Source organism: Hallerella sp., from assembly GCF_022776125.1.
Lineage (GTDB): Bacteria > Fibrobacterota > Fibrobacteria > Fibrobacterales > Fibrobacteraceae > Hallerella > Hallerella succinigenes.
In genome coordinates this window covers 1-25,311 of record NZ_JALFIA010000059.1, presented here as the reverse complement: position 1 = coordinate 25,311, position 25,311 = coordinate 1, and the positions used below count along the sequence as shown (strand labels likewise).

Here is a 25,311-nt window from a genome sequence, read left to right as displayed (position 1 = left end):
AAAGAGGCTTTGTATGGAAAAAGGGATTGACGAACATATTTTTCCCATTCGTTTCTCGGATTGCGATCCGAAAAATCGTTTACGCGTTTCTTCATTCTTTGACTTTATGGAAGAAACCGCCATCTTGGATGCCGAAGCACATGGGATGGGAATCTGGAAAATGGTGCAGAATGGCTATACTTCGGTGATTTCACGCTTAAAGCTTCGAATCAATTATATTCCGCGTTGGGGTGAAAAACTCCATGTTTCAACGTGGACCAAGTCGATTTACAATCACAAGGTTGCTCTGCGCGATTATTCGATTCGAGACGATAATGGCAACATGATCGCGGAAGCGACTTCTTCCTGGCTCATGGTGAATTTGCAAACGGGACATTCGGAAGACCCGGAACAGACTCCTTTTTTGCCGACGCTCTATCCCGAAAAAGTCGCCATTTCCGAAAATTTGATGCTGCTTGAACCTCGTACAAATCCACGTGTGGTGATGACAAAAACCGCAGCGTTTTCGGATATCGATATGAATCGGCATGTGAACAACTGCCGTTATGCGGACTGGGTCTTGGACGCGCTCTATCTGGATCAGTCGATGAAGGGTAAATCGATCCGTTCTATTCAAATCAACTATCTCGCGGGGATCCCGGTTGGGGAAGAAATCCATCTGGTACGTTTTGATAATTCGAATCACCACGCATATGTTTTTGGCGTGAACGCAAAGGATCCGACAAGGGTTCATTTTCAGGCTCGAATCGGCATTGCGGATTGAGAATTTTGAAATAATTTTGTAAGTTTCCTTCTATGAAGGGAATTATACTTGCCGGTGGATCCGGAACTAGACTTTATCCGCTGACCATGGTGACGTCGAAGCAGCTGTTGCCTGTTTACGACAAGCCGATGATTTACTATCCACTTTCGACGTTGATGCTCGCGGGTATCCGCGACATTCTCATCATTTCGACGCCGACGGACTTGCCAAATTTTGAACGTTTGCTCGGGGATGGAAGTGCGATGGGTCTGAACCTTGCGTATAAGGTGCAGCCTAGCCCAGATGGCCTTGCCCAGGCGTTCATTTTGGGTGAGGAATTCATTGGTGACGATTGCTGTGCGATGGTTCTCGGCGATAATATCTTCTACGGTAACGGCTTTAGTCCGCTGCTCAAGGCGGCGGTCAAGAATGCGGAAGAAAATGGCCGTGCTAGTATCTTTGGCTATTACGTTGAAGACCCGGAACGTTTTGGCGTTGTTGAATTCGACGAAAACGGCAAGGTCATTTCGGTCGAAGAAAAACCGAAGGAACCGATGAGCAATTACGCGATTACGGGTCTTTATTTTTACGACAACCGCGTTTGCAAATTTGCAAAGGAACAAAAACCGAGTGCTCGCGGTGAACTTGAAATTACCGATTTGAATAGGGTTTACCTGGAAAAGGGTGAACTGGATGTGAAACTTTTGGGCCGTGGATTTGCATGGCTCGACACAGGAACGATGGACAGCCTGATCGAAGCGGGCGATTTCGTTCGCATGGTTGAAAGCCGTCAGGGCATTCAGATCAGCGCGGTCGAAGAAATCGCTTACATCAATGGTTGGATCAGTAAGGAAAAACTCCTCGAAAGCGCTTCCAAGTATGGCAAGTCTCCTTACGGTCAGCACCTGCGCAAGGTTGCGGAAGGAAAAATTAAGTATTAAACAACGTGGACACTCCACGCTTCACACTCCACACAATCCTAACAACTTTCTATTATGAAACGATCTATCATCATCACTGGCGGAGCTGGTTTTATCGGAAGTCATGTGGTACGCCTTTTTGTGAACAAGTACCCGGACTACAAGATCATCAATCTCGACAAGCTCACCTATGCGGGAAACCTCGCAAACCTGAAGGACATCGAAGACAAGCCGAACTACAAGTTCGTGAAGATGGACATCTGCGACTTCGACGCTTTCTACGAGCTCATGCAGAGTGAAAAAGTGGACGGCATTATTCACCTCGCCGCCGAAAGCCACGTGGACCGCTCCATCCAGGATCCGTTCACCTTTGCCAAGACGAACGTGATGGGTACGCTCAGTCTGCTCCAGGCGGCAAAGCTCTACTGGGAAAGCCTCCCGGAAAAGTATGAAGGCAAGCGCTTCTACCACATCTCGACCGACGAAGTTTACGGCGCTCTCAGCATGAGCCATCCGGAAGGCATTAAACCACCGTTTACGACGACCGCTTCGAGTTCCGAACATCATCTTGCTTACGGTGAAGACTTCTTCTACGAAACGACAAAGTACACGCCGCATTCCCCGTATTCCGCATCGAAGGCGGGCTCGGATCACTTTGTACGCGCTTTCCACGATACCTACGGCATGCCGACGATTGTCACGAACTGCTCGAACAACTACGGTCCGTACCAGTTCCCGGAAAAGCTCATCCCGCTTTTCATCAACAACATCCGTCACAAGAAGCCTCTTCCGGTTTACGGCAAGGGTGAAAATGTGCGCGACTGGCTCTTTGTCGAAGATCACGCCCGCGCCATCGACGTCATTTTCCACAACGGCAAGATCGCTGAATCCTACAACATCGGCGGCTTCAACGAATGGAAGAACATCGACATCATCAAGGTCGTAATCAAGACCGTCGACAAGCTTCTCGGTCGTGCAGAAGGGGAAGATCTGAACCTCATCACATACGTCACCGACCGCTTGGGCCACGACGCCCGCTACGCGATCGACTCGACAAAGCTCCAGAAGGAACTCGGCTGGGAACCCTCCCTCCAGTTCGAAGAAGGCATTGAAAAGACTGTCAAGTGGTATCTCGAGAACCAGGAATGGCTGGACAATATCACGAGTGGCGACTACGAAAAGTATTACGAAAAGATGTACGGGAACAAGTAACCCCTGACGTCTTAGAAGGTTTTAGGAGAATCGATCATGGGAAAGTTTAAGTTTATCGATACGGAAATTGAAGGCGTTAAAATTATTGAACCGACCGTTTTTGGCGATGCCCGCGGTTACTTCATGGAAACCTATAGCGAAAAAGAATTCGCAGAAAACGGTATCGATGTGAAGTTCGTTCAGGACAACGAATCCCGCAGCAAAAAAGGCGTTCTCCGCGGTCTGCATTTCCAAAAGCAGAACCCGCAGGGAAAGCTTGTGCGCGTTCTCGAAGGGGAAGTTTTTGACGTCGCTGTGGACCTGCGCAAAGCGAGCAAGACCTTTGGAAAATGGGTGGGCGTCACCCTTTCTGCAGAAAACAAAAAGCAGTTCTACATTCCGGAAGGTTTTGCTCATGGCTTTGCCGTTCTTTCGGAAACGGCGACCTTTGTGTACAAATGTACACGTCTTTATGCCCCGGGCGATGAAGGCGGTCTTATGTGGAACGATCCGCAGATTGGCATCCAGTGGCCGGTGAGCGAAGACTTTAAGCCTCTTTTGAGCGAAAAGGATACAAAGAACCCGACCCTTGCCAATTTAGATTGGACATTCTAATCGATAAAATTTTATTTTTCGCATAATGAAGAATATTCTTGTGCTCTGTACGGGAAACGTCTGTCGAAGCCCGACTGCGGAATACCTGTTGCGTAAATCTTTGGAAGGCGTGGATTGCATCGTCCAAAGCGCTGGAATGGGTGCAGTCGTTGACTCGCCTGCAGAACCGATGGCTCAAAAAGTCGCGCTCTCACACGGGCTCGATATTTCTGCGCATCGTTCGCGACAGGTGACGATGGATATGCTTAAGTGGGCGGATCTGGTTTTGGTGATGGAAAAAGCCCAAAAGATTCACCTGCTCGAACGTTACTCATGGTTGGATGGAAAAGTTTTCTGTTATGGAGACTCGATAAAAGTGGACGTTCCGGATCCGCATGGACGCCCGGAAAGCGCCTTTGTCATGGCTTGGAATTTTATTGAAAAATTGACGCCTTATTGGGCTCAAAAAATTTCTCATCACGAGGAATAGAATTTATGGCGATAGAAAAGAAGACTATACCGGTATCGACGAAGAATCCATGGTTGGATTTGCTTGAAGACCTGTGGAAGAATAAACTGTTGGTTTTTTCTTTTACCTTCGTTTTTGGCATTATCGGTATCGTTGTTGCTCTTTGGATTCGACCTATGTATGAAGCGAGTGCTTTGATTCAGGTGAAGACCAAGGGAGGCTCCCTTTCTGCAATGCTCGGGGATGTGGGTTCTTTATTAGGCATGGGCGGAAGCTCTGCGGAAACGGAAATCCAGCTGATGCAGAGTCGTCGCATTTTGGAAGAACTCATCGATTCTTTGGGACTTCATAACGAAGCCAACCCGACAGAGACCATAGATCGTTTCCTTCGAAAGGAAGGCCGTGTGGATATCCGCTATATGAAGCTTCCGGATTCTTCTGCAGTGGCTCCGGAAATTCGAAGCAAACCATGGGTTTTGATTGCGGACGATTCTTTGAATTTCTCGTTTTACGATGCGGATATGTCAAAGGTTTTGTCTTGTTCGAAGGGCAAACTTTGCTCGGCTCCTTATCATGGAGACTCGGTTTCGATCCTCGTTTCCGTGATGGATGTGAAAGCGGGACAAAAGTTCAATGTAACGCAGAAAATGATGGTCCGCGCGGTGAATGCGGTTTTGCAAAACCTGTCTATTTCGGAAGCGGCTAAGAAGACGGGCCTTTTGCATGTGTCCTTCCAGCATCAGTATATGGACAAGGCCGTGACGGTGGTTGACTCTTTGACGTCTATTTATCTTCGTTTGAATGAGGAATTCAGCTCTTCGGATATGAAGAATACGCTGGAACTTTTGGAAGACCAGCTGCCGATTGCACGCAAGACGCTGGACAGCTTGATGCTTAAACTCAACGAGTATCGTGAAAAAATCGGTTCTGCGGATATCGCCGCCGAAACGAAGATTACGCTTGAATCTCAGGTCAAGCTTCAGCAGCAGATAATTCTTTTGGAACAGATGCGTGAAGAAAAGGCTCGCCTGTTTGACGCCTCGCACCCGCAGATCGTGACGATGGATAGGCAGATTGCTTCTCTCAAAAGAGAAATGGCAAAGGCGAACTCGCAAACAAAAAAACTGCCGGAAACGCAACAAAAAATCCTGACGATGACTGCCGAAGCGCAGTTTGCTCAGACCGCTTATTCCGATCTTTTAAAACGCGTGGAGCAGCTTCGTTTGCTCGTCGCTGGTTCAGCAGAATCGGCTCAGATTGTGGACCATGCTGTGGCAGATCCGAAGCCTGTCAAGCCGAAGAGAAAGATGATCGTTCTCGCGTTCATTTTTGCAGGATTCTGTGCGGCGTTCGGATTTATTTCTTTGCGTAAAAAGATGAAGGGTGTAATTGACCCGTTCTTGGTTTCGAAGGCAACAGGCTTAAGCGTGTATTCTCTGATTGCGAAGGGCGAAAAAGAATCGCTTGAAGGACTTCATACTCTGCAACTTTCGCTTGAACTAGAAAGTTATGACAAAAATCGGATTCTTTGCTTTACGGGACTTTTGCCGCATGTCGGATGCTCTTTTGTCGCCGCTCAGATGGCGAAGCTTTTTGCAGAATCCGGTAAAAAGGTTTTGCTGATTGATGCAGATTTGCAAAAGGGAAATCTGGGCAGTTTGTTTGGCTTTGAACCTGCGGAAGGACTTGTGGATGTTCTCGCTGGTAAGAAGTCGATTTCGGCGGTTGTGAAGACGACTCAGACTCCGGGCTTGGACCTTCTTCTTTGCGGATACCATTTGCTATGCTCGGAAGGCGTTTTGGGAACGAAAAAGTTTGCCAACTTTATCAAGCTTGTCCGTGAAAGTTATGACATTGTTATTTTGGATACGCCGTCTTTGCAAAAGACAATGGATGTTTCGGTGGTGAGCCGTGAATTGGACGAAATCGTTCTGATTTTGGAATACGGTCGCCACAGCATGGATAGCATTCTGGAAGGGGTATCTCTCTTGTCTAAGACATCGACGCTTTCGAAGGTTATAGCCTTCAACAAGTGCGTTCTTCCGCAGAAAAAGAAAATTTAGGGAGTAATCAATAATGATCAATTTAATTTTATGTGGTGGATGCGGATCGCGTCTTTGGCCGGTTAGCCGGACTCTGATGCCGAAACAGTTCGCCAAGCTTTTTGATGGCAGTTCTCTTTTCCAGGGAACGGTCGTGACGAATTCGGTCGCATGCGAATCGCAGTATGTAATCAGCAATGCGGAGCAGTATTTCCTTGCCAAGGATCAGCTGTCGGAACTTCCGGAATGCGGTCACGATCCGCGTTTTATGCTGGAACCGGTGGGCCGTAATACAGCGCCTGCAATCGCTCTGGCGTGCCTTTCCTTGGATCCGAATGCGGTTGTTCTCGTTTCTCCGTCCGATCATGTGATCCGTAAAAAAGAAGCCTATTTGAAGATTTTGGAAAAGGCGGAAAAGTTTGCGGAAGAAGGTTCCTTGGTCACATTCGGCATTACGCCGACAAGTCCGGAAACCGGCTACGGTTACATCGAAGCGGATGGCGAAAATGTTAAGCGTTTTGTGGAAAAGCCGAACCTGGAGAAGGCGAAGGAATACCTGCAGAGCGGTAACTTCTATTGGAACAGCGGCATTTTCTGCTTCAAGGTTTCCACGTTCCTTTCGGAACTCGAAAAGTACGCCCCGGACATGTTTATCGCATGCAAAGCGGCTCTTGCCAATGCGAAAAAGGAAAATCAGCTTCTTCGTGTCAATTACGAAGACATGATGGCTATTCCGGCTAATTCCATCGACTACGCGGTGATGGAAAAGTCCAAGAAGGTAAAGGTCGTCCCGTCGGATATCGGCTGGTCGGACCTCGGATCTTTCGACGCCCTTTATGGGGAATATCCGCATGATGAAGCGGGCAACAACGTGAACCCGAAGCATATTCCGGTCGGCACTACGAATTCCTTGGTCATCGGTCAGCAGCGCATGGTTGCGACGATCGATCTCGACAAGATGCTCGTGGTGGACACGCCGGATGCTCTTCTCGTCGCACCTCTCGCTTCGAGTCAGAAGGTGAAGTCGGTCGTTGAAAAACTCAAGTTCAAGAAGTCTCCGCTGACGGACGTTCCGCAGACGGTTAGCCGTCCGTGGGGCACTTATTCCGTTCTCGACGACAACGAACGTTACAAGATCAAGCGTATCGTGGTGAAGCCGGGTAAACGCCTTTCTTTGCAAAAGCATTTGCACCGCTCGGAACACTGGGTCGTGGTAAGCGGTACTGCTACTTGCACGGTTGGAGAGAAGATTTTCTACGTGCGTCCGAATGAATCGACTTATATCCCGGTGGGTGAAGTGCACCGTTTGCAGAATGACGGTAAGCTTCCCCTCGTCATCGTGGAAGTTCAGGTCGGTGAATATACGGGCGAAGATGATATCATCCGCATTCAGGACGACTTCAAGCGTTCGTAATTCGAACAAAGGAATTGAAAAAGGCTCCGCTTTTGCGGAGCCTTTTTTGTAAGCCTTGAAATTTTAGTTGGCGGTCGAATCTGTTGTCGATTCTGCAGAAGAATCGTCCGGAACCTCTTCTGCGGTCGGAGCTTCTGCCGGGTAGGCGTTATAAGCTTCTTCCGGACCCATGTATTCGACAACGAAGACAAGCGTCGCGTTGCTCGGAATCGGACCTCCGCCGCGGTTGCCGTAGCCGAGTTCAGGCGGAATCACGAGGACTCTCTTTTCGCCCGGGAGCATGCCTTCGACACCCAAATCCCAGCCGCGGATCACGTTGCCCTTGCCGAGCGGGAAGTTGAAGATCTGGCCGCGTTCACGCGAACTGTCGAATTTTTTACCGTCGGAGAGGAAGCCTGTGTAATGCACACGGGCATTTTCGCCGGCGTGGATCGGTTCGCCCTGGCCTTCTCGGATAATGCTGTATTTCAAACCTTCTGGGCCGTCCTTCAGATCGAGCTTTTCCACATCCGGGAAGAAGTCCATCGTTTCTGCAAGAGCTTCATCCACTTCGACATTCAGCATTTCCACGCGGAAGACGAGTGTCGAATTGGGCGGAATGGTGCTGTATGACTTGGCTCCGTAACCCATCGACGGGCTGATTTTTAGCCAACGAACGGTTCCCGGCATCATACCGTCGAGACCGACTTCCCAGCCGTTGATCAAACGTCCACCGCCGAGGATTGTGGTTAAAGGCTTGCCGAAATCTTTAGAACTCGAGAACTTACGACCCGATGCAATCCAGCCTGTGTAGTGGGTTTGGATGCGGGTTCCTTGCGTTGCCTGCGTTCCTGCACCGACCTTTTCATCCCAGTATTGAACGCCGTTTTCGAGCTTTTTCCACTTTGCCTTTTTGCTGTCGGCAAAGTTGTCCGGTTCAAGTGGCGGTTCTGCAGAAACGAGCTCCACTTCAAAGTAGAGGTCGGAGCGTGGGGGAATCGGGCCGATTTCACGGTCGCCGTAGGCGAGCTGGTAAGGGATCGAAAGTTTGCGGATTTCACCGATTTTCATGCCCAAAAGACCGCGTTCCCAACCCGGAATCACTTGGCCTGCGCCTAAAGAGAATTCCAGCGGTTCGCCGCGATCATAAGAGTTGTCGAACATCGTCATCGCCGAGTCGGCCAAAAAGCTCTTATAATGGACGCGGATCAGCTGACCATTCTGAATCGGTTCACCAGAACCTTCTTTAACAGTGACAACTTCATACGGAATTGCCCACAGGCAAATCGGCAGAAGAAGGAGAAAAGCGAAAAATCTGTTTTTGGGCATGCGAACTCCTGAAGTGCAAATTAGAAAATGCTAGTTTTTTTGGACACAATCAGGTGGAATAACATGGATTTGACAATCATTTTCATGCTGGTGGCCATCGTTCTGCTCTCGCTGGTGCTTGCCGGCTTGGGTGCGTATGTGGTCATCCATAATTCGGATGAGAAGGAAAAGGAATCGAATGCTCCGGTTATCGATGTTTCCGGTCAGTATGCGGTCGTGGTCCGTCCAGCCCGCGAATCGATCGAGAAAGTGAAACCTTCCTTAAAAGAAATGGCTGAATGGCTCTCTACTACAGGCGCTAGTCCGGAAGAACAAGCTCGTTTGATTGAATCTTGGAACAAGAGTATTGATGACGTGGTGAAGGTAATTGACGAAGGCGACCGAAATGGGACCGTGACTTATCGTGTGGTGGTTGGTCCTAAGAGCAAGCCGTTTTGTAATTTTATGAGTGACGACAATTATATTACTCGGGAACAGATTCGGAATCACGCAGAAATTCTGCCACCCTATGTTCTCGGTTGCGATTGTCATTTGGTACCTAAGCTTCCTTGGGAAAATCCGGGTAAGGCGGGGTGGAAACCTCTTATTCCGGAAAATGGGGCGTATCGCGTTCCCGATTGGAGACACATTGCGTAAGACTCTACTGTTTGCTTCTCTTTTCTCGGTCGCCGCATTTGCAGCGAATTCAGCGATTATCACTCTAGAGATGCCGGTTGGCGCTCGTCAGCTCGGTATGGGTGAAACCGGCGTGGCTGTTGCGGATGACGCGGCGGCACTCTATTACAACCCGGCAGGCCTTGCCTTTGGCCCGCTTGCTAACGAATGGGAACTGTCCTTGGAACAGAAGTCGGAAAAGACTCCAGCCTTTACGACTCTCGCCGTCAAAAACCGTGCAGGTTTTTTTGAAAAGAGTGAAATTTGGGCAGGCACGAATAGCGGTATTCGCCATTACGATGGGGAACACTGGTCCGATTATCATGTCGTGACCCTTGAAGGTCAACAGAAGATCCGGGATGTCGTCCGCGTGTTTGTTGGTACGGAAGCGGGTCTGGATGAATACACGCGCAAGGTCAAGCAGTTTAACGATGTGCAGAATGACGTCGATGAATCCTATGTCCGCGACGTGATGATTCCCTGGAATTTGGTCGTCAGCGATACGGTGACCGCACTTCTGTATGAAGTCCGCACGGAAAAGCTCTGGGTGGGTACGCCGAAGGGACTCTTCCGCTTTGACGGCAAAACCTGGAAAAACTATTCCGCAGAACTGGGAACGCCGCGTATTACCGCTTTGGAAAATCAGGGCGCAACGCTTTGGATCGGTACGGATAACGGTCTTTTCTCTTACCGCAACGGAGTCGTGGAGCAGAAGGGTAAGGTCCTCCCGAGTCAAAAGATCAACGCTCTGGCGTGGTCGGATTTCAAGGGTGAACTTTATGTATCCGCAGACGGCGCTGGTATCGCTCGATTGATTCCGAAAAAGGGTTCAAGCGGAAAGGACCGCTGGAGCCTGTTCAACGAAGAAGACGGTCTCATGGATTTGCATGCGACGGCTTTGATCGTGGATTCTTCGGGGCACGTTTGGGCGGCTCATAACGGCGGTCTTTCTCACTTCAACTTGCGCAAGTGGGAACAGGTCAAGTTTGAAAGCAACATCGTGCACGATCTCGCTGTGGACGATGACGGAGCCATTTGGATTGCGACGGATAAGGGCGTCTGGCGTCATTTGCCGGACTATGCCACCGCGTCCGGTCGTAAGGCGGAACTCGAACGCAAGCCGGAAGACCGCGGAAACCAACAGTCGGAAGATGAATGGGAACATTTCCATTCCGGCAATGGACTTTCTTCGAACCGAGTCTGGGCGGTTTTACCGCAGGCGAATGACGTCTGGTTCAGTACGAGCGCAGGCATTGAACGTTACAAGGACGCGGACTACCAGCTCACCTTCTTCTATGAAAAGCTTCTTCCTGTCTTGAATATCCCGGACTTGTACCACTTGTTCGGCGGCATGACGATTCCTCTTGATGAATGGGGAACTTTGGGCGTGTCGGTAAACTTTGTTTCTTTCGGTGAAACGGTCGTTTCGACGGAAGACGATGCTGCAACAAATGCGAACAGCTCTGAAGTGGTCGGTGCCATCAGTTACGGCACCAAGTTGACGCAAAAGTCTTCTATTGGTCTGACGATCAAGTTCTTCTATTCGGACTTGAGTTCTGGTGCATCGACGAATGGCGAAGAAGCGACGACGTTCAGTTACGCGTTTGACGTGGGCTTCCTCCGTCGCGACTTCTTGATCGATGACTTGAGTGCGGCAATCGTTCTTGCCAATATCGGTCCGAGCGTTTATTACACGGACAAGTCCGATCAGGATCCGATTCCGCTTACCTGGCGTTTGGGACTTGCTTATGAAGTGGTGAACTCTTTGGACCATCGCCTGTTGATTGCGGCGGATTATAACCGTACGGTTGTTTACGACGATGATAAGGGCAATCCGGAACCGTTCTACACCGCAATGTGGAAAAGCTTGATCCATCCGGAACTCGGAGGCCATGGCGCAACGCGCTTTAAGAACTCTCTTCTTCAGGGCATTTTCAACATCGGTGTAGAATACACTTATTCCAATACGGTGGCGGTGCGAGCTGGTTACCTTTACGACAAAACGGGCAAGCGTAACGAAGTGGACCTGGGTCTTGGCGTGATGCTTTCCGATGTACTCGAATTCGATATTTCGACAATCAAGGACGTGGGCGAAAACGACGGCGTTCGTGACGGTCAGATGCGCTTTGGTGCAATCTTTAAGTTCTAAAGATTTGAAACATGGTTCCGGTTAATTATCAGCGTCAGATGGATGATATCATCCGTCGCTTGCAGAGCAAGGGAGAAGTTCCTTCGCTTTTGCTGCATTGCTGCTGTGCGCCGTGTTCAACCTATGTTCTGGAATATCTTTCGAATTATTTCCGCATTACGACTTTCTATTACAATCCGAACATTTTCCCGATTGAAGAATACAAACACCGTGTGGCGGAATTAAAGCGCTTTTCGGCAGAGTTTCCGGCGAAGCACCCGGTGAGTTTCCTCGAAGGAAATTATGAACCTGCACGCTATTATGCAGCTGTTAAAGGACTTGAAAAAGAGCGCGAAGGCGGAGCCCGGTGTTATAAATGCTTTGAACTCAGATTGGGCGAAGCGGCAAAAGTAGCGAAAGAGCTCGGCATGGATTATTTCACGACGACGCTCACCATTAGCCCAATGAAAGATGCGGACGTGCTGAACCATATTGGTGAAGAAATGGGAAAGCTTTACGGAGTCAAGCATTTGCCGTCGAACTTTAAAAAGCGTAACGGCTTCCTCCGTTCCACGCAGCTTTGCAAGGAATACAATCTTTACCGCCAGTATTTTTGCGGATGCGTCTTTTCGAAAATGGAACGGGACCGTCAGATTGCAGAAGAAGAGGCGAAGGCTCGAGCTCTGGAACTGTCTTCTGTTCTTGTTTAACGTATTTTCAGCGTAGAATAGGGCGAAAAAAAGGCCTCCGCCGCAGCGGAGACCCTTCTCTCTTTGTAGGTTGAAACTTAGTGGATCGAGATACGCTGGGTGCTGTTCATCGAACCTGCATGGACGCGGACGATGTAGGAGCCGCTCTGCATCGATTCGAGCGAAACGGATTCGTTCACCTGGAAGAAACGCTTCAGTGCACGGCCCTGCATGTCGAACACTTCTACGGTGACAGGCGTTGCGGTGCTGACGTGGAGAGTTCTGCCGAGGACTGCAAGGTGCAGGCTCTGGGCTGTCTTGTCCGCGGCAATCGAAGTGCTTTGTTCATTGACAACGTTCAGGCTTATGGTAATGGTTTCGCCGTTCACCTTGATTGTTTCGGTGTAAGAACCTTCGGTGGCCCAGCTGTCTACCGTACCGGAAATCGTTACGCTGTTGCCTGCGTAGGTGAAGTTGATGTTGCCGATGGAGGCTAGGTTCCAAGTTTCACGGCTGAAGGATGTGACGTTCGTAATCGTGATGGTTTCGAAAGCGGTATTCTTGGCGACCGTCTGGTTAGTCGAACCGTTGATGACATAGCCTGCTGCAGAAATTGCAGAGGAGCTAGAAACGACGACGCTAGACGAAGATGTCGCGCTCGAACTGGAAACTGCACTGCTCGAGGAGGAGTTTGTGCTGGAGCTGGACTTCGCAGAGCTCGAAGAAGACGGAGATTCTACCGGGACAATCGCCATGCCCGAACAACGGACGTCATCTACATAGAGGTAATTGAGGCTGGGCTGGTTCCCCTTGATTTCCCAGGTGAGTTTTGCGATGCGCTTCTTGGAAAGAGTCACGTCATCTGCCCAGGATTCCTGAGCCAACATATCCCAGGGAATCGTCACGGTGGTCCAGGAAGTAGACGCCGTCTTGGTAATCTGGTGGTAACCGTAATCCTTGACCGCCGTATCCTCTGCCTTAAAGTTGTGGGCAGCACCCTTGTACTTGTATGTAATGGCGGTGCAAGAAGAAAGGTCGTAAGCGGTCTGGGTTTCGTTCAGGCCTACACCGAGAGCCACATAAGGATCGTACTTGTTGCCTCCCTGGGAAAGCGTGACTCCAGTAATACCCGCCACATAGCTGGTGGAGTTTCCGGTTGTAGAACCGGGAAGCACTACATTGTAACCGCCGTTCTTGCCGGGACCGTTTGTAATCGTAGAGGCGCCATCGTCGCCTTTGTCGGTATAGGCATACCATTCGCCGCCGGTAAAGGCGTAATTGTCCCCGTCTTCAAAGTCGTCAATGTAATCGGTGGTTCCCGCCGGCTGCACGTAGCTCGAGGAACTGGCCGCGGAGCTGCTGGAGGTTATTGTCGTGCCGCTGCAAGCCGTGTAGGAGGTAGGCAACTTCGAGAAGATATTGGTATTTACCCACTTTCCACTTTCGGAATAGTTCCAAGCGCTTCCACTAAAATAAGAAGCCCCTTCGTTCTTGTTGGATACAGACCAGTTGGCACCGGAAAGCTTATGCTGATTCATCCAGGATAGCCAAGTGGATGAAGTCCCACTGACAGAACCGCCGCCATCGGCATTGACGGTTCCCCATTCCGAAACAAACACGGAAAGCCCGCTGTTCATGGCCGAGACCGCATTGGCGCCTTCTTTACCCGTGCTGTGGGAACCCGCATAGTAATGGAAGGTGTAGGCTGTGTTATTCTTGGAGTCCTTCACCGGATTGCTGGATGCGTCGTTGGGAAACTGGTCCCAGCTGCGGCTACCCACCAGGATTAGATTGTCGGAGTATTGACGGATTGTCGACACAACTGTATCAGCATAGGTCTTGATGGTGTCCCAGGACTGGGTAGTGGGTTCATTGAAAATTTCAAAAATTACGTTGTCGTATTTGCCCCATTTTTCTGCCATATAACTGAAGAAGGTCTTCGCGTTTTCCACGTTGTCGCTGGCCTTGTGACTATGGTAGTCGATAATCACGTAAATATCGTTGTCGATGGCCGCCTGGACCACTGTATTCATAAGGCTTTGGTAATAACCATTCTTGTTAAAGTAGTTACCGGCACCCCAGTCCTCGTCCACACCCATGGGGGCGCGAATTAGCTGTATGTTCTGTTTCTGTACAAGACCGCTGACATAATCGGCAGTCCAGAAAGGAGCTCCCACGTCGCTTGCGATGCTCCAGAAAAGGCTCATACCCTGCACCGCCACCTCGTTTCCGCTGGTGACGCCCTTACAGGAACCGTAAATTTGGCCCTTGCCGCTGGAATTGGTACCAGCCTGCAACTGGCCGTAGGCGCTCACAGGACCGACGCGTCCAAATGAAAGCGTTGCAAGACTCATGGCGAGTACGCCAACAGTCAAGACGGATTTGGTGAAAGAAAAGTTCATTCTAGACCTCGCAAAGAGAAAATAGGATTACCCCTATAATTTATGTCAAAGGCTTTTTTTAGGGAGTAAAATGCGATTAACAAATGGTTCTTTTTGTTCCCACTTTGTTCTCTTGTGAGCAAAAACAAATTCCCCTGTGTGATGCAGGGGAAGTAAGTAAAAGTTACTTTGCAAAAGTTACTTTGCGAAACGGTTGAAACAGTTGTGCGATTCTTCTTATTCTTCGAAGGTCCCTTCAAAAACAAATTCAGCTGGACCTGTCATCATCACATGGGAATCTTCTTCTCTCCATTCGATGTGGAGCGTTCCGCCGAGAAGTTCCAGGTCAATTGCACGAGAAGTTTTTCCGTTCAAAACACAGGCGACAAGTGTTGCGCAAGCGCCTGTTCCGCAGGCGAGAGTTTCTCCTGTTCCGCGTTCCCAGACGCGCATTTTGGCGTGGGTAGAGTCTACAAGTTCGCAAAATTCGATGTTTGACTTGCGCGGAAAAAATGGATCGATTTCGTAATCGGGGCCTTTGGTGTGCACTGGAGCTGTTTTAACACTGTCGACAAAAGTTACCGCATGTGGATTTCCCATGGAAACGCAAGTGAATTCACGTCCGTCGAGGGTGATCTTGTTCGTTTCCGCGGCAACCGGAATCTTCGCCGGTTCAAGAATCGGAGCGCCCATGTCCACTGTCGCCGATTTAAAGTTTTCTCCATCGCGATGGATCACGATGTGTTTAATGCCTGCACCGGTTTCTAAGTCAAATTCGTCTTTGGCTTTCTTGAAGAAACGTTCCCACGCAAAACGGGCCACGCAACGACTGGCGTTACCACACATTTCGGCTTCACTGCCGTCTGGATTGAACATCCGCATGCGCACATCGGCCTTGTCCGAAAGGCTAATCAAAACGAGGCCGTCTGAACCGACGCCAAAATGTCTATCAGAGATTTTCGGGGAAAGCTGGGTAGGGTCTTTAACCACGCCGTTTCGATTATCTACATAGATGTAATCGTTTCCAGCGCCTTGCATTTTAGTGAAGTGGATCATAGGAGGGTCCTAGGTGAAGTGGTCATCAATAATGCCGCTCGCTAAAACGGCATCATCTTGATAAAGTACGACGATTTGCCCCGGAGTCACAGACATTTGAGGTTCGTCGAAGGCTACGTACAAATTATCGCCTTCGATTTTGAATGTAGCAGGGGCAAGGGTTTTACCGTGGCGGATCTTTGCCATGGCGCGACCCTCATTCACATGATCGTCCAGAAGCAATCGGTTGACGTCATGGGCTTTAAGGCTTTTGGAATACAAATCGGCTTTGGTTCCGAGAATCACTTGATTCTTGTGCGGGTCAATTTTCACGACAAAAAGCGGCTCTTTGAGACCGCCAATGCCAAGACCTTTGCGCTGACCGATGGTATAATAAATGATACCGTTGTGATGGCCGAGAACTTTGCCGTTCAAATCGACGATGTCACCGGGCTTGATGTCATCCTTGTCGAAGAGAACTGCGTAATCTTCGCATTCGATGAAGTCTTGACTTTCGTGCTGGGCGGCAATGTCTTCAAATCCGGATTCCGCAGCTAGGGTTTTGACTTCTTTTTTGGTGAGGTTTCCGAGTGGGAAAATCACGCGGGAAAGCTGTTCTCTTTTTAAGCGCGAAAGGAAATAGGTCTGATCCTTGGTAGAATCGACCGCCTTGCGCAAGAGTCTTCCGTTATCGGAAACCTGTGCATAATGCCCTGTCGCGAATGTGTCGAAGTCGAGCAGTTTATGGGCGCAATCAATTAAGAATCCAAACTTCATCTTTTGATTGCATTTAACGCAAGGGTTCGGGGTGCGACCGGCTCTGTATTCTTCGCGGAAATAGTCTAAAACATTTCGCTTGTACTGTTCGGCAAGCGGAATGACTTCGTAGTCGATACCTAGGCGTTTGGCGACTTCTGCTGTTTTTTCAAGTTCGCGAGCTTCGCCTGGGCCAAAACATCCGCTTTGACCGTGGTCTTCTAAAGGAATTGTTCCATCCCAAAGAGACATCGTAACACCGACGACGGAGTGACCTTGTTTCTTTAAAAGATAGGCTGCCATCGTGGAATCAACGCCACCAGAAAGTCCGACTGCGATTTTCATGCTCCAAAATATAGAAAAGCCAAAGTCCTTCAAAAAACTTTCTAACTTTCCCTATATGGATATTGCGTACTGGCGAAAAAAAATCGACGAGCTTGAAAACAATCTGATCGAGCTTTTGAATAACCGCGCAAATTATGCGGTTAAAATCGGTAAAATTAAAAAGGAAAAGGGACTTCCTGTTTTTGATGCCTCTCGCGAACAGGAAATCTTGGAACGCGTCGCTGCCAAGGCGAAAGCGTGTGACGGTCCGCTCTCTCCGGAATCGATGGCTCGGATTTTTCAGGTCATCATGACGGAAACTCGACAGGTGGAAAGGTGATGTTTTCTTTCAAACGAGTCACTTTTGTCGGTTTTGGGCTTCTTGCAAGTTCCATCGCCGCCGCTTTTAAGCAGGCGAAAGAAGATGTCATTGTTCGAGCGGTCAGCTCGCCGAAGACGCTTGCCCGTGCCAAGGAATTGAAACTCGCCGACGAAACGTTCGGCTATGATGAAATCGATCAGTGGGTAGAAGGTTCGGACGTCATTCTGCTTTGCACGCCGATTTCGATCATCCTTTCGACTCTCGAAAAGCTTTCCAAGCGGACTCCGTCCCATCCGATTCTCGTTTCGGATATCGGCAGTACCAAGGTGGAAATTTGCAAAGCGGGTGCCGCTCTTAAGGCTCCGTTCCGCTTTGTGGGAAGTCACCCGATGGCTGGCTCGGAAAAACATTCCGTTGAATTCAACGATCCGTCGTTATTTGAAAATGCGTACTGGTTCGTCTGCCCGCCTGCGGGAACCTCTGCTTGCGATTATAAGGCTCTGTCTGAAATGATTTCGTTCGTCGGAGCGGAGCAGGTCGTTTTCCCGCCGGAACATCACGATCAGACGGTCGCCTGGGTCAGTCACATGCCGCAGATGGCAAGTTCAAGCCTCGCCGCGAACATCCCGGCGCGCCTTCTCGACAACGGGTACCAGCATTTTGCCGGGCGCGCCTTCCGCGACATGACCCGTATCGCCGCATCCAGCTGGGCCATGTGGAAGGATATTGCCGAAACGAACAAACCGGAAATTCTTCGCGCCATGGACGAATATATCGCAGGTCTTCAAGAGACCCGTCAGGCAATTGAAAAACTCCCGACGGATGAAGACTATCTGCATCGGATTTTTAGCCAGGGAAACGCCGGTCGCGCTTCGCTTTTTGCCCCAGGCAAGAATGCGAACAACAGTTTTTTCCAGCTCACGGTACAGTTGAAAGATGAACCGGGATCGATTCTTGCAGTGCTTGAACCGCTTGCGAAGGCAGAGCTGAACGTGCGAGATATCGAACTTATGAAGGTGCGCGAAAATATCGCAGGCACCCTTTTGATTGCATTTAAAACCGAAGCTCAGGCGAATGCGGCGCGAGAACTCTTGCGCTCCTTGAATTTTGAAGTAACGGAACGCTAATGGAAGATATCGTTTTAAATCCGGACCGCGAACTTTCGGAAGATGTGCTTGCGCTTGGCCTTCTGGTGAACGGTCGTACGACTTTGGACGATTTTGCGTTTACCGATCGCTCTCGCCATTTTGCGAACATGCTCCAGGAGTTTGGCCTCAAGGTCGAAGAAAAAGGTTCGAATACGATTCTGACGGGTGTCGGATTCTCTTATCAGATTCCGGCTCTTCTGCATATTCCGGAAAGTGACAATGCCATGTCGCTTTTGCTTGCTCTCGCTTCCAAGGATACGGAAACGCTTTTCTCTGCAACGGGAACTGCGGAACAGCTTCAAAAGGCAAAGACTTTCCTCGCTGAAGTTTTCGGCGTGAAGGTGGAAAACGAATCGGATACGGAAGCGGGCAAGACGATTTCGTTCCACTTTGAACATGTGCTTCCGTTGCTCAAGGAAACGCGTGAAGGCTGCATCCCGTACCTCGCTAAGAATGCGGTCCTCGTGAACGCTCTTGTTCTCGGTAGAACTGTCGAGTTTGATGAACGCTGCCCGGTCCGTTCTTCGTTTGTCGAAATGCTCGCTTACTTCGGCGCGCAAATCCAGATTCAAACGACCGGTATGCAGGAAATGAGCGAACTCGAACGCCGTATTGCCAAGGCTCGTGGTATCAAAACGGAACGCCGTGTCAAAACGGTCATTTCCGAAACCAAGATTTTGACGAGCCACGACTACTTTGTGCCGAATGATCCGACGGAAGCTTGTGCCCTTGTCATCCTTTCGATCCTTTCTCCGGCATTCAAAAACAAAAAGATTACGCTCAAAAATGTTCTGGTTGCGGCCGACCGTGCCGGAGCCTTCTCGGCGCTCCGCCGTATGGGGGCAAAAATCGATTTTGGATCGCGTCACGAGCGTTATGGCACAGCCTATGCGGACGTGATTTCTGTTTACGATAAACGCTTGTCCTCTCGCCGCCTTGCAGAAGATATCCTTTGCACGTGCCTGGAGGAATATCCGTTCATCGCTCTTGCGGCGAGTACTGCCGACGGGGAAAGTATTCTTCGCATTCCGGATAGCCTATCCAAGGAATTGCGTCCTCGTTGCGAAACGCTCGCCCGAAATTTGAAACAGACAGGCGCTTCGATCGGCGTCTATGATGAAGGACTTGTTATCCGCGGAAGAGAAGAACTCGATGCGGGCAGGTTTGATGCGGAAAACGATCCGGTTCTTGGATTGATGTTTAACGTCATTTCGCTTTTCTCGCAAGGAGAAACGACGATTGAAAATCTGGGAAACATCGACGTCGCTTTTCCAGGGATCGTAAATAAATTAAAAGAAATTGCACAATCATGAAGTTTTCCAAAATCGGCATTGTTGGCTTTAAGGGAAAGAGCCCTGAACTCATCAAGGCTCTCGAAGAGATTTCTGTGTTTGCGGCAAAGCATCGCGACATTTCGTTCTATGCGGTGGATTCTCTTGTGGGAGTCGCTCCCAAGGGTATTCGCATTGTCTCGGAACGCACTCTGCGCAAATGCTCTCTTTTGATTGCGATCGGCGGTGATGGTACGTTTTTAAGCTCAGCACGTATTGCGCTGGGCGTCAACATTCCGATTCTTGGCGTGAATGCGGGCCGCGTCGGATTCCTGACGGAAACGCCGGTGGAAAGCTTGCCGGATGCGCTGAATGCACTTCTCGTGGGCGATTATACGACCCGCGACCGCATCATGATAGATGCCAAAATCTATCACAAGCAAAAGGTTCTCTGCTCGGAAACGGTTTTGAACGAAATGCATATCCGAGCCCATGCTCCAGAACGCCTCGTCAATATCAACGTGGAATTCAAGGGCCGTCCGCTGACGGAATATTGGGCGGATTCTCTGCTCGTTTCGACGCCGACAGGTTCTACTGCTTACAATCTTGCCGCGGGTGGGCCAATTATCTATCCGTCGGTCGATGCCTTTGTCTTGACCCCGGTGGCGCCTTGCAGTCTTTCGGTTAGACCGCTTATCATCCCGACGGATTCGGAATGCCGTGTCACGTCGATTATGAATACGCCGATTGAACTCGTCTTTGACGGTCGAATTGTGCACGTCCTTGAAGCGGGGGATTCTCTCGTTCTTTCCAAGAGTAAGGATGTAACGACGTTTATCCGCATGAAGAATACGGGCTTCGTCAATGCTCTTCACGGAAAGCTCGGCTGGACGGGAAAACCGAAGCTCGCGATCAAGTAATCACAAATAAGGTTCAATCAGCGGAAGGGTATGTGCGACTGCGTCCTGGATGCTTTCCAAATCTTCGCCGGGATACGCTTTGGACTTGGAAATTTCAAGTGCTAAATCGAGTCCGCGTTTCAGGTTCTCTGCGACCGTTTTCAAAGGAGTTCCCATTTCTGCCGAAGCCTTAAACCACTTTGCGTACAGCTGAATTTCCAAAGCGAACATGTGCGGACGATGCGCGGTGGTTAAAGTTTCCCCACGTCCATAGATAAAGTCCACCATTTCTTTGAGCGTGTAAGTTCTGTCGAAAAAGGCGAGGTTCGGACCGGGGCAAATTTCTGCCGGAGCCTTTTCTGAGCTTTCAAGCCCGAGAGCGATTAGCCCGGAATTTCCGAGCTCATGGCAAATGCACGTCTTTTCGAAGACCAGAGCTTTTGCTTTTTGCTTTTCTTCGGCGGAAATGTTCAAAGCATCGATGGCGGCGAGTTTTTTCTTTTGATATTCGCGGCTTGCCGTGCAAATCGGGCGTTCCGTGAATTCGGTATTGTTTTGCAAAAAGCCTTTGGGACAAAGGGCGCCTGGATTTCCTTGCTCTATTTTTTGAACGCGGTCGATTTCTGCGGGGCAGAGTTTCAAATGGCTAAAAGGAATGCCGAGCGGGGATGCCTCGCTCATCACGATGTCATTTGAACTCGCCTTGGCGAGCAAGTTTCTCAATGCGTCATCCACGAGAGTCGCTTCCGGTACAAGCAAAAAAGGCGATCCCCATCCGCACCGGTCCATCCCAAAATCGCGCAAAAGACGCTCGGCTTCGCCAAAGTTTCCAATGCCACCCTGGACTGTAAATTTTGGCATCAGCGGCATCAAACGTTTTACGTCGAGACCGTGGGTTGTATAATACTTTTGCACGGCATCTCTAAAACCGCAAACAAGCTTCTCTTTCTTCGTCACGACTTCTTGTAAAATCAGCGGTAGAAGCTCTCCCTGTGCAGGGAACAGGTGACCGCCACAGTTCAACCCGGACTCAATGCGGTATTCCGAAACTTCGAGACCCTTGCGGGCTAAAAATTTACCTTGGATTTCTGCTGAGCGGAAGTCCGAAATTTTCAATACAATTTTTTTGTCAAAGCCTCCGACCGCATTTCGGTAAAAGCAGGGGAAAGCTTCCATTTCGCTGAAAAGCGCCTGGTTGATTCCCGCGCTTAGAATCAGACTCGTGTTTCCGTAAAGGTTTGATTTCGCATAGCCGCGGAGCGCTTCTTTTGCATCGTCAAAGCCCGGGCGGTCGAGTTTCACCATGATGTTCACATCGATAGAGCCCGGGCGCATTTCTGCACTCAAGGCGTTCTCTTCAGCATCACGGGCGTCTCCCCTAGGCATTTGGAGCATCTTCAGGTAACGCTTGCGGAGCGGATCTTCTGTCGGCAATAGCTGAAAGTAAAAGTCCTTTTCGCTTTCTCCCGTAAAAGGCGCTTTTTTTACACGGGCAAAATTCTTTTGCACCAAGGCGTTTACCAGATTCAGATAGAGCTGTATCCGCTTTTCTCGGGCGTGTTCGGCGGAAGGGGAAACCTTTTCGTACGGCAGTCCGTATTTTTGGGCGTAATACAGACCGATCTTTTCCGTCATCCTGTCATCGACGAGGGAAATCGCCGAGTCGATTCCCCAATGCGCCACGCGTAGGGGAGAATCGGTCGTAAAACAGGTTCCCATCACAGGAATATGGAAAAGATGTGCCATAGACCCTTAAACTAGTAATTTCTTAGCCATAAACCTTTCTTGAGTCGCCATTCCACAACAAGTGTTCCCAAAAGGTCTGTGCGTAAAATCTTGGAGGAATCTCCGGTCGCAAAAGAAAGTTTTTTCAGCGTACTCTTTGCCGGATGACCGTAAGGATTGCCTTTTCCCACAGAGATGACCGCAAGCGTGGGCGCCACCTGTTCCAAAAAGTGGAGCGAAGAACTGCTCGTAGAACCGTGGTGCCCGACTTGCAAAAGGCTCGCCTGCAGATCGTGCGAAAGTTCCAAAAGTTCCGCTTCTCCCAGGTTCTCCAGGTCTCCTGTGAAAAGCGCCCGCTCTTTTCCGTCCGAAATCTGCAAAACGGCGCTCGCATCGTTTCCCCCGATTTTTTTGAATCCCGTCGGCCATAAGATTTGACAGCTCCATTCTTCGCACGGGAGTTTTTGTCCGCGTTCGACTGCAACCGTTTTTGTCCCAAAACGTTTGGCAAGCTTCAAAATGCTGTCCCGCAACCAAATGCCGCCGGTATCTCGGCTGTAAAAAAGCGTATTGATTTGCACGGAACCGTCCCATTCCAAAAATCCCCCCGCATGATCCCGATGCCAATGGCTCACTAGCGCCCAATCCAAGTGCTTTATGTTTCGCACGTGCAGTGAATCCCAAAATCCAGTGGAGTCGTTCCCTGCATCGTACAAAAACGCCCACTCTTTGCCACTAGATTGAATCAAAACGGACAAACCTTGCCCGACATCCAAAAATTCAAGCTTTGCCGTTCCAAAATCCGCCACTTCGGTGGAAATATCCGCTTGGGAACAGCCTCCAATTTGCCAAACGAGCGTGAAAATGCCCACAAAATACCACTGAAATCGCTTCATTTGCATAGGTCCTCCTAAAAGAAGCTCCATTTATAAGACGCTCGAAAGCACGGAGAAAGGAAAAAATTGAAAAAAAAAAGGATTTTTAGTAAATTTACAAGTGCTATGCAGCTACCTAAGTACAAAAAGAAGAAACGCATTAAGCTCAAAATTTGCCAAGAACCGGGTTGCGGTCGCGAATTTTGGGGTCACCCGATTGCCAAGTACTGCCCGATTCACCGCGATATCAAGAATCGCCAGAAGCAGAAGAAGGATGTGGAAAATATCGATGCAAAGAACATCGTATTCCGCCACAACTATACAGATGTTTTGGACTTGAAGTTCCGTTGCTGCCTCGAAGGTTGCGACAATCTGTTTGAAATCAAGGTCTTCCCGAAGCAGTTCATCTACCCGAGATTCTGCAACGAACACCGTAATGATTTCAAGCGTGCCAACTTCATGCGTTTGATGAGGCGTAAAGAGCGCGAAGAATAATTCAAAATTATCCCTTTGAATTTTCTTTAAACTTTGTTATATTTGCCTCGCTCATTTATGGTGGGTGTAGCTCAGATTGGTTAGAGTCCCAGATTGTGATTCTGGTTGTCGCCGGTTCGAGTCCGGTTACCCACCCTTGAAAACCTCCGTGCGGAAGTGCGGGGGTTTCTCGTTTTAAACAGATTTAAAATTTCACACCTTATTTCGGTTGGTGAATTTGTCTGAAAATTGATGAGTAAAAAAGAGAAGACGCACTTCGGTTGAAGTGCGTCTTCGATTAGAGTTCTCAAGGCGTTAAGCTTTTATAATCGTATCCTTGGCGAGAACGACGATACCCGAAGGCGTTACGTGGAACATTTTGCTATCGCGTTCCAAATCATAACCGATTTCGAAACCCGCAGGAATGTGCAATCCCTTTTCGATAATGGCTCTGCGTACCTTCGCGCCCGGACCGATCGTCACGTCAGGGAAGAGAATGGATTCTTCGACGAGGGCTTCCTTTTGAATGGAAACCGCCGGAGAAAGAACACTCTTGATCACGCGACCGCCGCCGATTACGCAGCCTGCAGAAACAACGGAGTCGATTGCTGCGCCCGGATTTTCCGAGTCGCCGGCGCTAAAGAAACGGGCAGGCGGCTGGTTCCAGTTATAGGTGCGAATCGGCCAGTAGTTGTTGTAGAGGTCGAACGGAGGATTGCCCGAGCAAATGTCCATATTGGCTTCGAAGAAGGCATCAAGCGTTCCCACGTCGCGCCAGTAACCCTTGGTTTCTGCGCGTTCTCCGCGGACGATGTTCGTGTTGAAATCGTAGACGTAAACAGGGTAGTTCGGGTAAAGCGCCGGAATAATATCCTTGCCGAAGTCAGTTGCGCCTTCGCTAGAGTGCTTCAAAAGCTCTCGTACAAGGAACTTGCTTGTGAAAATATAGTTGCCCATGCTGGCGAGGCACCAGCCCGGGCGTCCCGGCATTTGCTTGGGTTCTTTCGGTTTTTCCTGGAAGCCGATCATGCGGTTGTCGGAGTCGACTTCAATGATGCCGAATTCGCTTGCTTCTTCCACTGGTACAGGAATCGCTGCAATTGTCAGGAGTGCTGCACGAGAAAGGTGGAAGTCTATCATCTGATTCACATCCATTTTATAGATGTGGTCGCCGCCGAAGATCGCGACGATATCCGGACGCTCATCCGTAATCAGGTTGATGTTTTGGAAAATGGCGTCTGCGGTGCCTTTGTACCAATCGCCTCCGGTGCGCATCTGTGCGGGCACAAGGTCTACATACTGGTCAAGGCTTGCATTCAAGTTCCAGGCTGCAGAAATATGCTTGTTCAAGGAATCCGACTTGAATTGGGTCAACACCTTGATCTTGAAGATGCCAGAGTTGATAAAGTTGTTCAAAACGAAGTCGATAATTCGGTAAGTTCCACCAAAGTGAACCGCCGGCTTTGCACGGTCTCGGGTGAGAGGTTGGAGTCGGCTGCCCTGACCGCCAGCCATGATCATGCAAAGGGTGTTCTTGTTATGTTCACGATAAGACCAATTCATAAAGCTCCTAATCTATATAAGCGATAAATACTCTCCTAATCTATCTTATTTTTTGCAAAAATTGGGAAATTTTCAAGAAAATCAAATAAAATCGTTGTAAAGATTCTGACTGCTGGCTGGAGTTGTCCCTTCAAAAATGTGAAAATAGTCTGACTCAGTTTCGGAGCCCTTATCCAAGGGGCGTGGAAAAGGCTTTTTTAGATTCTATCCACTTTCCGAATCCCCATTTTTTTGTACATTTATCGTGTTCGAAATGATCGAAACGTAACGTTAAACCAAATAGGAGTTACCTATATGAGTCTCACTCTCAACGACATCAAGCATAACAAGATCAAGGCTTGGGTTGAAGAATGCATCGCCATGTGCGAACCGGACAACGTTGTTGTT

Annotated in this window: 22 protein-coding genes and 1 tRNA gene; 16 read left to right on the top strand and 7 right to left on the bottom strand. The window is 49.4% G+C overall.

Going from position 1 to position 25,311, the window contains the following annotated elements; all coding sequences use genetic code 11:
* Positions 1 to 13 precede the first annotated feature (13 nt).
* Genes MR847_RS07680 through MR847_RS07650 form a run of 7 tightly spaced genes read left to right on the top strand, consistent with a single transcriptional unit; the run spans position 14 to position 7,372 of the window.
* Complete coding sequence (locus MR847_RS07680; protein WP_287723429.1) at positions 14 to 763, top strand: acyl-[acyl-carrier-protein] thioesterase; 750 nt, start codon at positions 14 to 16, stop codon at positions 761 to 763.
* A 32-nt stretch (positions 764 to 795) separates the two neighbouring features.
* Entirely contained in the window at positions 796 to 1,683 is an 888-nt protein-coding gene (gene rfbA / locus MR847_RS07675) for a glucose-1-phosphate thymidylyltransferase RfbA (RefSeq protein ID WP_287723428.1), read from the top strand.
* Positions 1,684 to 1,737: 54 nt separating this feature from the next.
* Positions 1,738 to 2,874, top strand: a complete 1,137-nt coding sequence (locus tag MR847_RS07670; protein ID WP_287723426.1) for a dTDP-glucose 4,6-dehydratase — start codon at positions 1,738 to 1,740, stop codon at positions 2,872 to 2,874.
* A 36-nt stretch (positions 2,875 to 2,910) separates the two neighbouring features.
* Entirely contained in the window at positions 2,911 to 3,468 is a 558-nt protein-coding gene (rfbC, locus tag MR847_RS07665; protein WP_100425833.1) for a dTDP-4-dehydrorhamnose 3,5-epimerase, read from the top strand.
* A gap of 25 nt (positions 3,469 to 3,493) precedes the next feature.
* On the top strand, positions 3,494 to 3,937 hold the full coding sequence (locus tag MR847_RS07660) for an arsenate reductase/protein-tyrosine-phosphatase family protein (RefSeq protein ID WP_100425834.1): 444 nt from the start codon (positions 3,494 to 3,496) through the stop codon (positions 3,935 to 3,937).
* A gap of 5 nt (positions 3,938 to 3,942) precedes the next feature.
* The gene (locus MR847_RS07655) at positions 3,943 to 5,979 is read left to right on the top strand and encodes a Wzz/FepE/Etk N-terminal domain-containing protein (protein WP_100425835.1); all 2,037 of its coding nucleotides are present in this window, start codon (positions 3,943 to 3,945) and stop codon (positions 5,977 to 5,979) included.
* 13 nt (positions 5,980 to 5,992) lie between these two features.
* Positions 5,993 to 7,372 carry a mannose-1-phosphate guanylyltransferase/mannose-6-phosphate isomerase gene (locus MR847_RS07650; RefSeq protein WP_287723425.1) on the top strand — a complete coding sequence of 460 codons (1,380 nt, stop codon included), beginning with the start codon at positions 5,993 to 5,995 and terminating at the stop codon, positions 7,370 to 7,372.
* 63 nt (positions 7,373 to 7,435) lie between these two features.
* Here MR847_RS07650 and MR847_RS07645 read toward each other — a convergent pair whose 3' ends face one another.
* Positions 7,436 to 8,680 (bottom strand): FKBP-type peptidyl-prolyl cis-trans isomerase, encoded by a 1,245-nt coding sequence (locus tag MR847_RS07645; RefSeq protein ID WP_287723424.1) that lies wholly within the window; start codon positions 8,678 to 8,680, stop codon positions 7,436 to 7,438.
* A gap of 63 nt (positions 8,681 to 8,743) precedes the next feature.
* On the opposite strand from MR847_RS07645, the gene MR847_RS07640 reads away from it, so the two are divergent.
* From MR847_RS07640 to MR847_RS07630, 3 genes are read left to right on the top strand one after another with little or no spacing between them, the layout of a single operon-like run.
* Positions 8,744 to 9,316, top strand: coding sequence for a flagellar basal body-associated FliL family protein (locus MR847_RS07640; RefSeq protein ID WP_100425837.1), 573 nt, complete (start codon positions 8,744 to 8,746; stop codon positions 9,314 to 9,316).
* The gene (locus MR847_RS07635; RefSeq protein WP_287723423.1) at positions 9,309 to 11,483 is read left to right on the top strand and encodes a PorV/PorQ family protein; all 2,175 of its coding nucleotides are present in this window, start codon (positions 9,309 to 9,311) and stop codon (positions 11,481 to 11,483) included. The genes MR847_RS07640 and MR847_RS07635 overlap by 8 nt, the downstream gene beginning before the upstream one ends.
* A gap of 11 nt (positions 11,484 to 11,494) precedes the next feature.
* Positions 11,495 to 12,172: an epoxyqueuosine reductase QueH gene (locus MR847_RS07630; RefSeq protein WP_277001244.1), complete on the top strand. Its 678-nt coding sequence runs from the start codon at positions 11,495 to 11,497 to the stop codon at positions 12,170 to 12,172.
* Positions 12,173 to 12,249: 77 nt separating this feature from the next.
* Here MR847_RS07630 and MR847_RS07625 read toward each other — a convergent pair whose 3' ends face one another.
* From MR847_RS07625 to mnmA, 3 genes are all read right to left on the bottom strand, one after another.
* The gene (locus tag MR847_RS07625) at positions 12,250 to 14,553 is read right to left on the bottom strand and encodes a cellulase family glycosylhydrolase (protein WP_287723422.1); all 2,304 of its coding nucleotides are present in this window, start codon (positions 14,551 to 14,553) and stop codon (positions 12,250 to 12,252) included.
* Positions 14,554 to 14,769: 216 nt separating this feature from the next.
* Positions 14,770 to 15,585, bottom strand: coding sequence for a diaminopimelate epimerase (dapF, locus tag MR847_RS07620; protein WP_353846850.1), 816 nt, complete (start codon positions 15,583 to 15,585; stop codon positions 14,770 to 14,772).
* 12 nt (positions 15,586 to 15,597) lie between these two features.
* Positions 15,598 to 16,668 carry a tRNA 2-thiouridine(34) synthase MnmA gene (gene mnmA / locus MR847_RS07615; RefSeq protein WP_100426823.1) on the bottom strand — a complete coding sequence of 357 codons (1,071 nt, stop codon included), beginning with the start codon at positions 16,666 to 16,668 and terminating at the stop codon, positions 15,598 to 15,600.
* Here mnmA and MR847_RS07610 point away from each other — a divergent pair.
* Genes MR847_RS07610 through MR847_RS07595 form a run of 4 tightly spaced genes read left to right on the top strand, consistent with a single transcriptional unit; the run spans position 16,667 to position 20,308 of the window.
* Positions 16,667 to 16,987 (top strand): chorismate mutase, encoded by a 321-nt coding sequence (locus tag MR847_RS07610; protein WP_241899524.1) that lies wholly within the window; start codon positions 16,667 to 16,669, stop codon positions 16,985 to 16,987. The genes mnmA and MR847_RS07610 overlap by 2 nt on opposite strands.
* Positions 16,987 to 18,096, top strand: a complete 1,110-nt coding sequence (locus tag MR847_RS07605; RefSeq protein ID WP_287723420.1) for a prephenate dehydrogenase/arogenate dehydrogenase family protein — start codon at positions 16,987 to 16,989, stop codon at positions 18,094 to 18,096. The genes MR847_RS07610 and MR847_RS07605 overlap by 1 nt, the downstream gene beginning before the upstream one ends.
* The gene (locus MR847_RS07600) at positions 18,096 to 19,430 is read left to right on the top strand and encodes a carboxyvinyltransferase (protein WP_287723418.1); all 1,335 of its coding nucleotides are present in this window, start codon (positions 18,096 to 18,098) and stop codon (positions 19,428 to 19,430) included. Before MR847_RS07605 ends, MR847_RS07600 begins: the two co-directional genes overlap by 1 nt.
* Positions 19,427 to 20,308: an NAD(+)/NADH kinase gene (locus MR847_RS07595; protein WP_100425844.1), complete on the top strand. Its 882-nt coding sequence runs from the start codon at positions 19,427 to 19,429 to the stop codon at positions 20,306 to 20,308. The genes MR847_RS07600 and MR847_RS07595 overlap by 4 nt, the downstream gene beginning before the upstream one ends.
* On the opposite strand, the gene MR847_RS07590 is transcribed toward MR847_RS07595, so the two are convergent.
* Both MR847_RS07590 and MR847_RS07585 read right to left on the bottom strand, forming a co-directional pair.
* On the bottom strand, positions 20,309 to 22,033 hold the full coding sequence (locus MR847_RS07590; RefSeq protein ID WP_287723417.1) for a hypothetical protein: 1,725 nt from the start codon (positions 22,031 to 22,033) through the stop codon (positions 20,309 to 20,311).
* Positions 22,034 to 22,044: 11 nt separating this feature from the next.
* Positions 22,045 to 22,908: a ComEC/Rec2 family competence protein gene (locus MR847_RS07585; protein ID WP_287723416.1), complete on the bottom strand. Its 864-nt coding sequence runs from the start codon at positions 22,906 to 22,908 to the stop codon at positions 22,045 to 22,047.
* Between the two features lie 105 nt (positions 22,909 to 23,013).
* Here MR847_RS07585 and MR847_RS07580 point away from each other — a divergent pair, with 105 nt between their 5' ends.
* Together MR847_RS07580 and MR847_RS07575 are read left to right on the top strand one after the other, a co-directional pair.
* A complete protein-coding gene (locus MR847_RS07580) occupies positions 23,014 to 23,382 on the top strand; it encodes a hypothetical protein (RefSeq protein WP_100425847.1) in 369 nt (122 codons plus the stop codon).
* Positions 23,383 to 23,442: 60 nt separating this feature from the next.
* Positions 23,443 to 23,517: transfer RNA gene (locus MR847_RS07575), tRNA-His, on the top strand.
* Positions 23,518 to 23,676: 159 nt separating this feature from the next.
* Here MR847_RS07575 and glgC read toward each other — a convergent pair.
* On the bottom strand, positions 23,677 to 24,924 hold the full coding sequence (gene glgC / locus MR847_RS07570; protein ID WP_100425848.1) for a glucose-1-phosphate adenylyltransferase: 1,248 nt from the start codon (positions 24,922 to 24,924) through the stop codon (positions 23,677 to 23,679).
* Between the last annotated feature and the right edge of the window lie 387 nt (positions 24,925 to 25,311).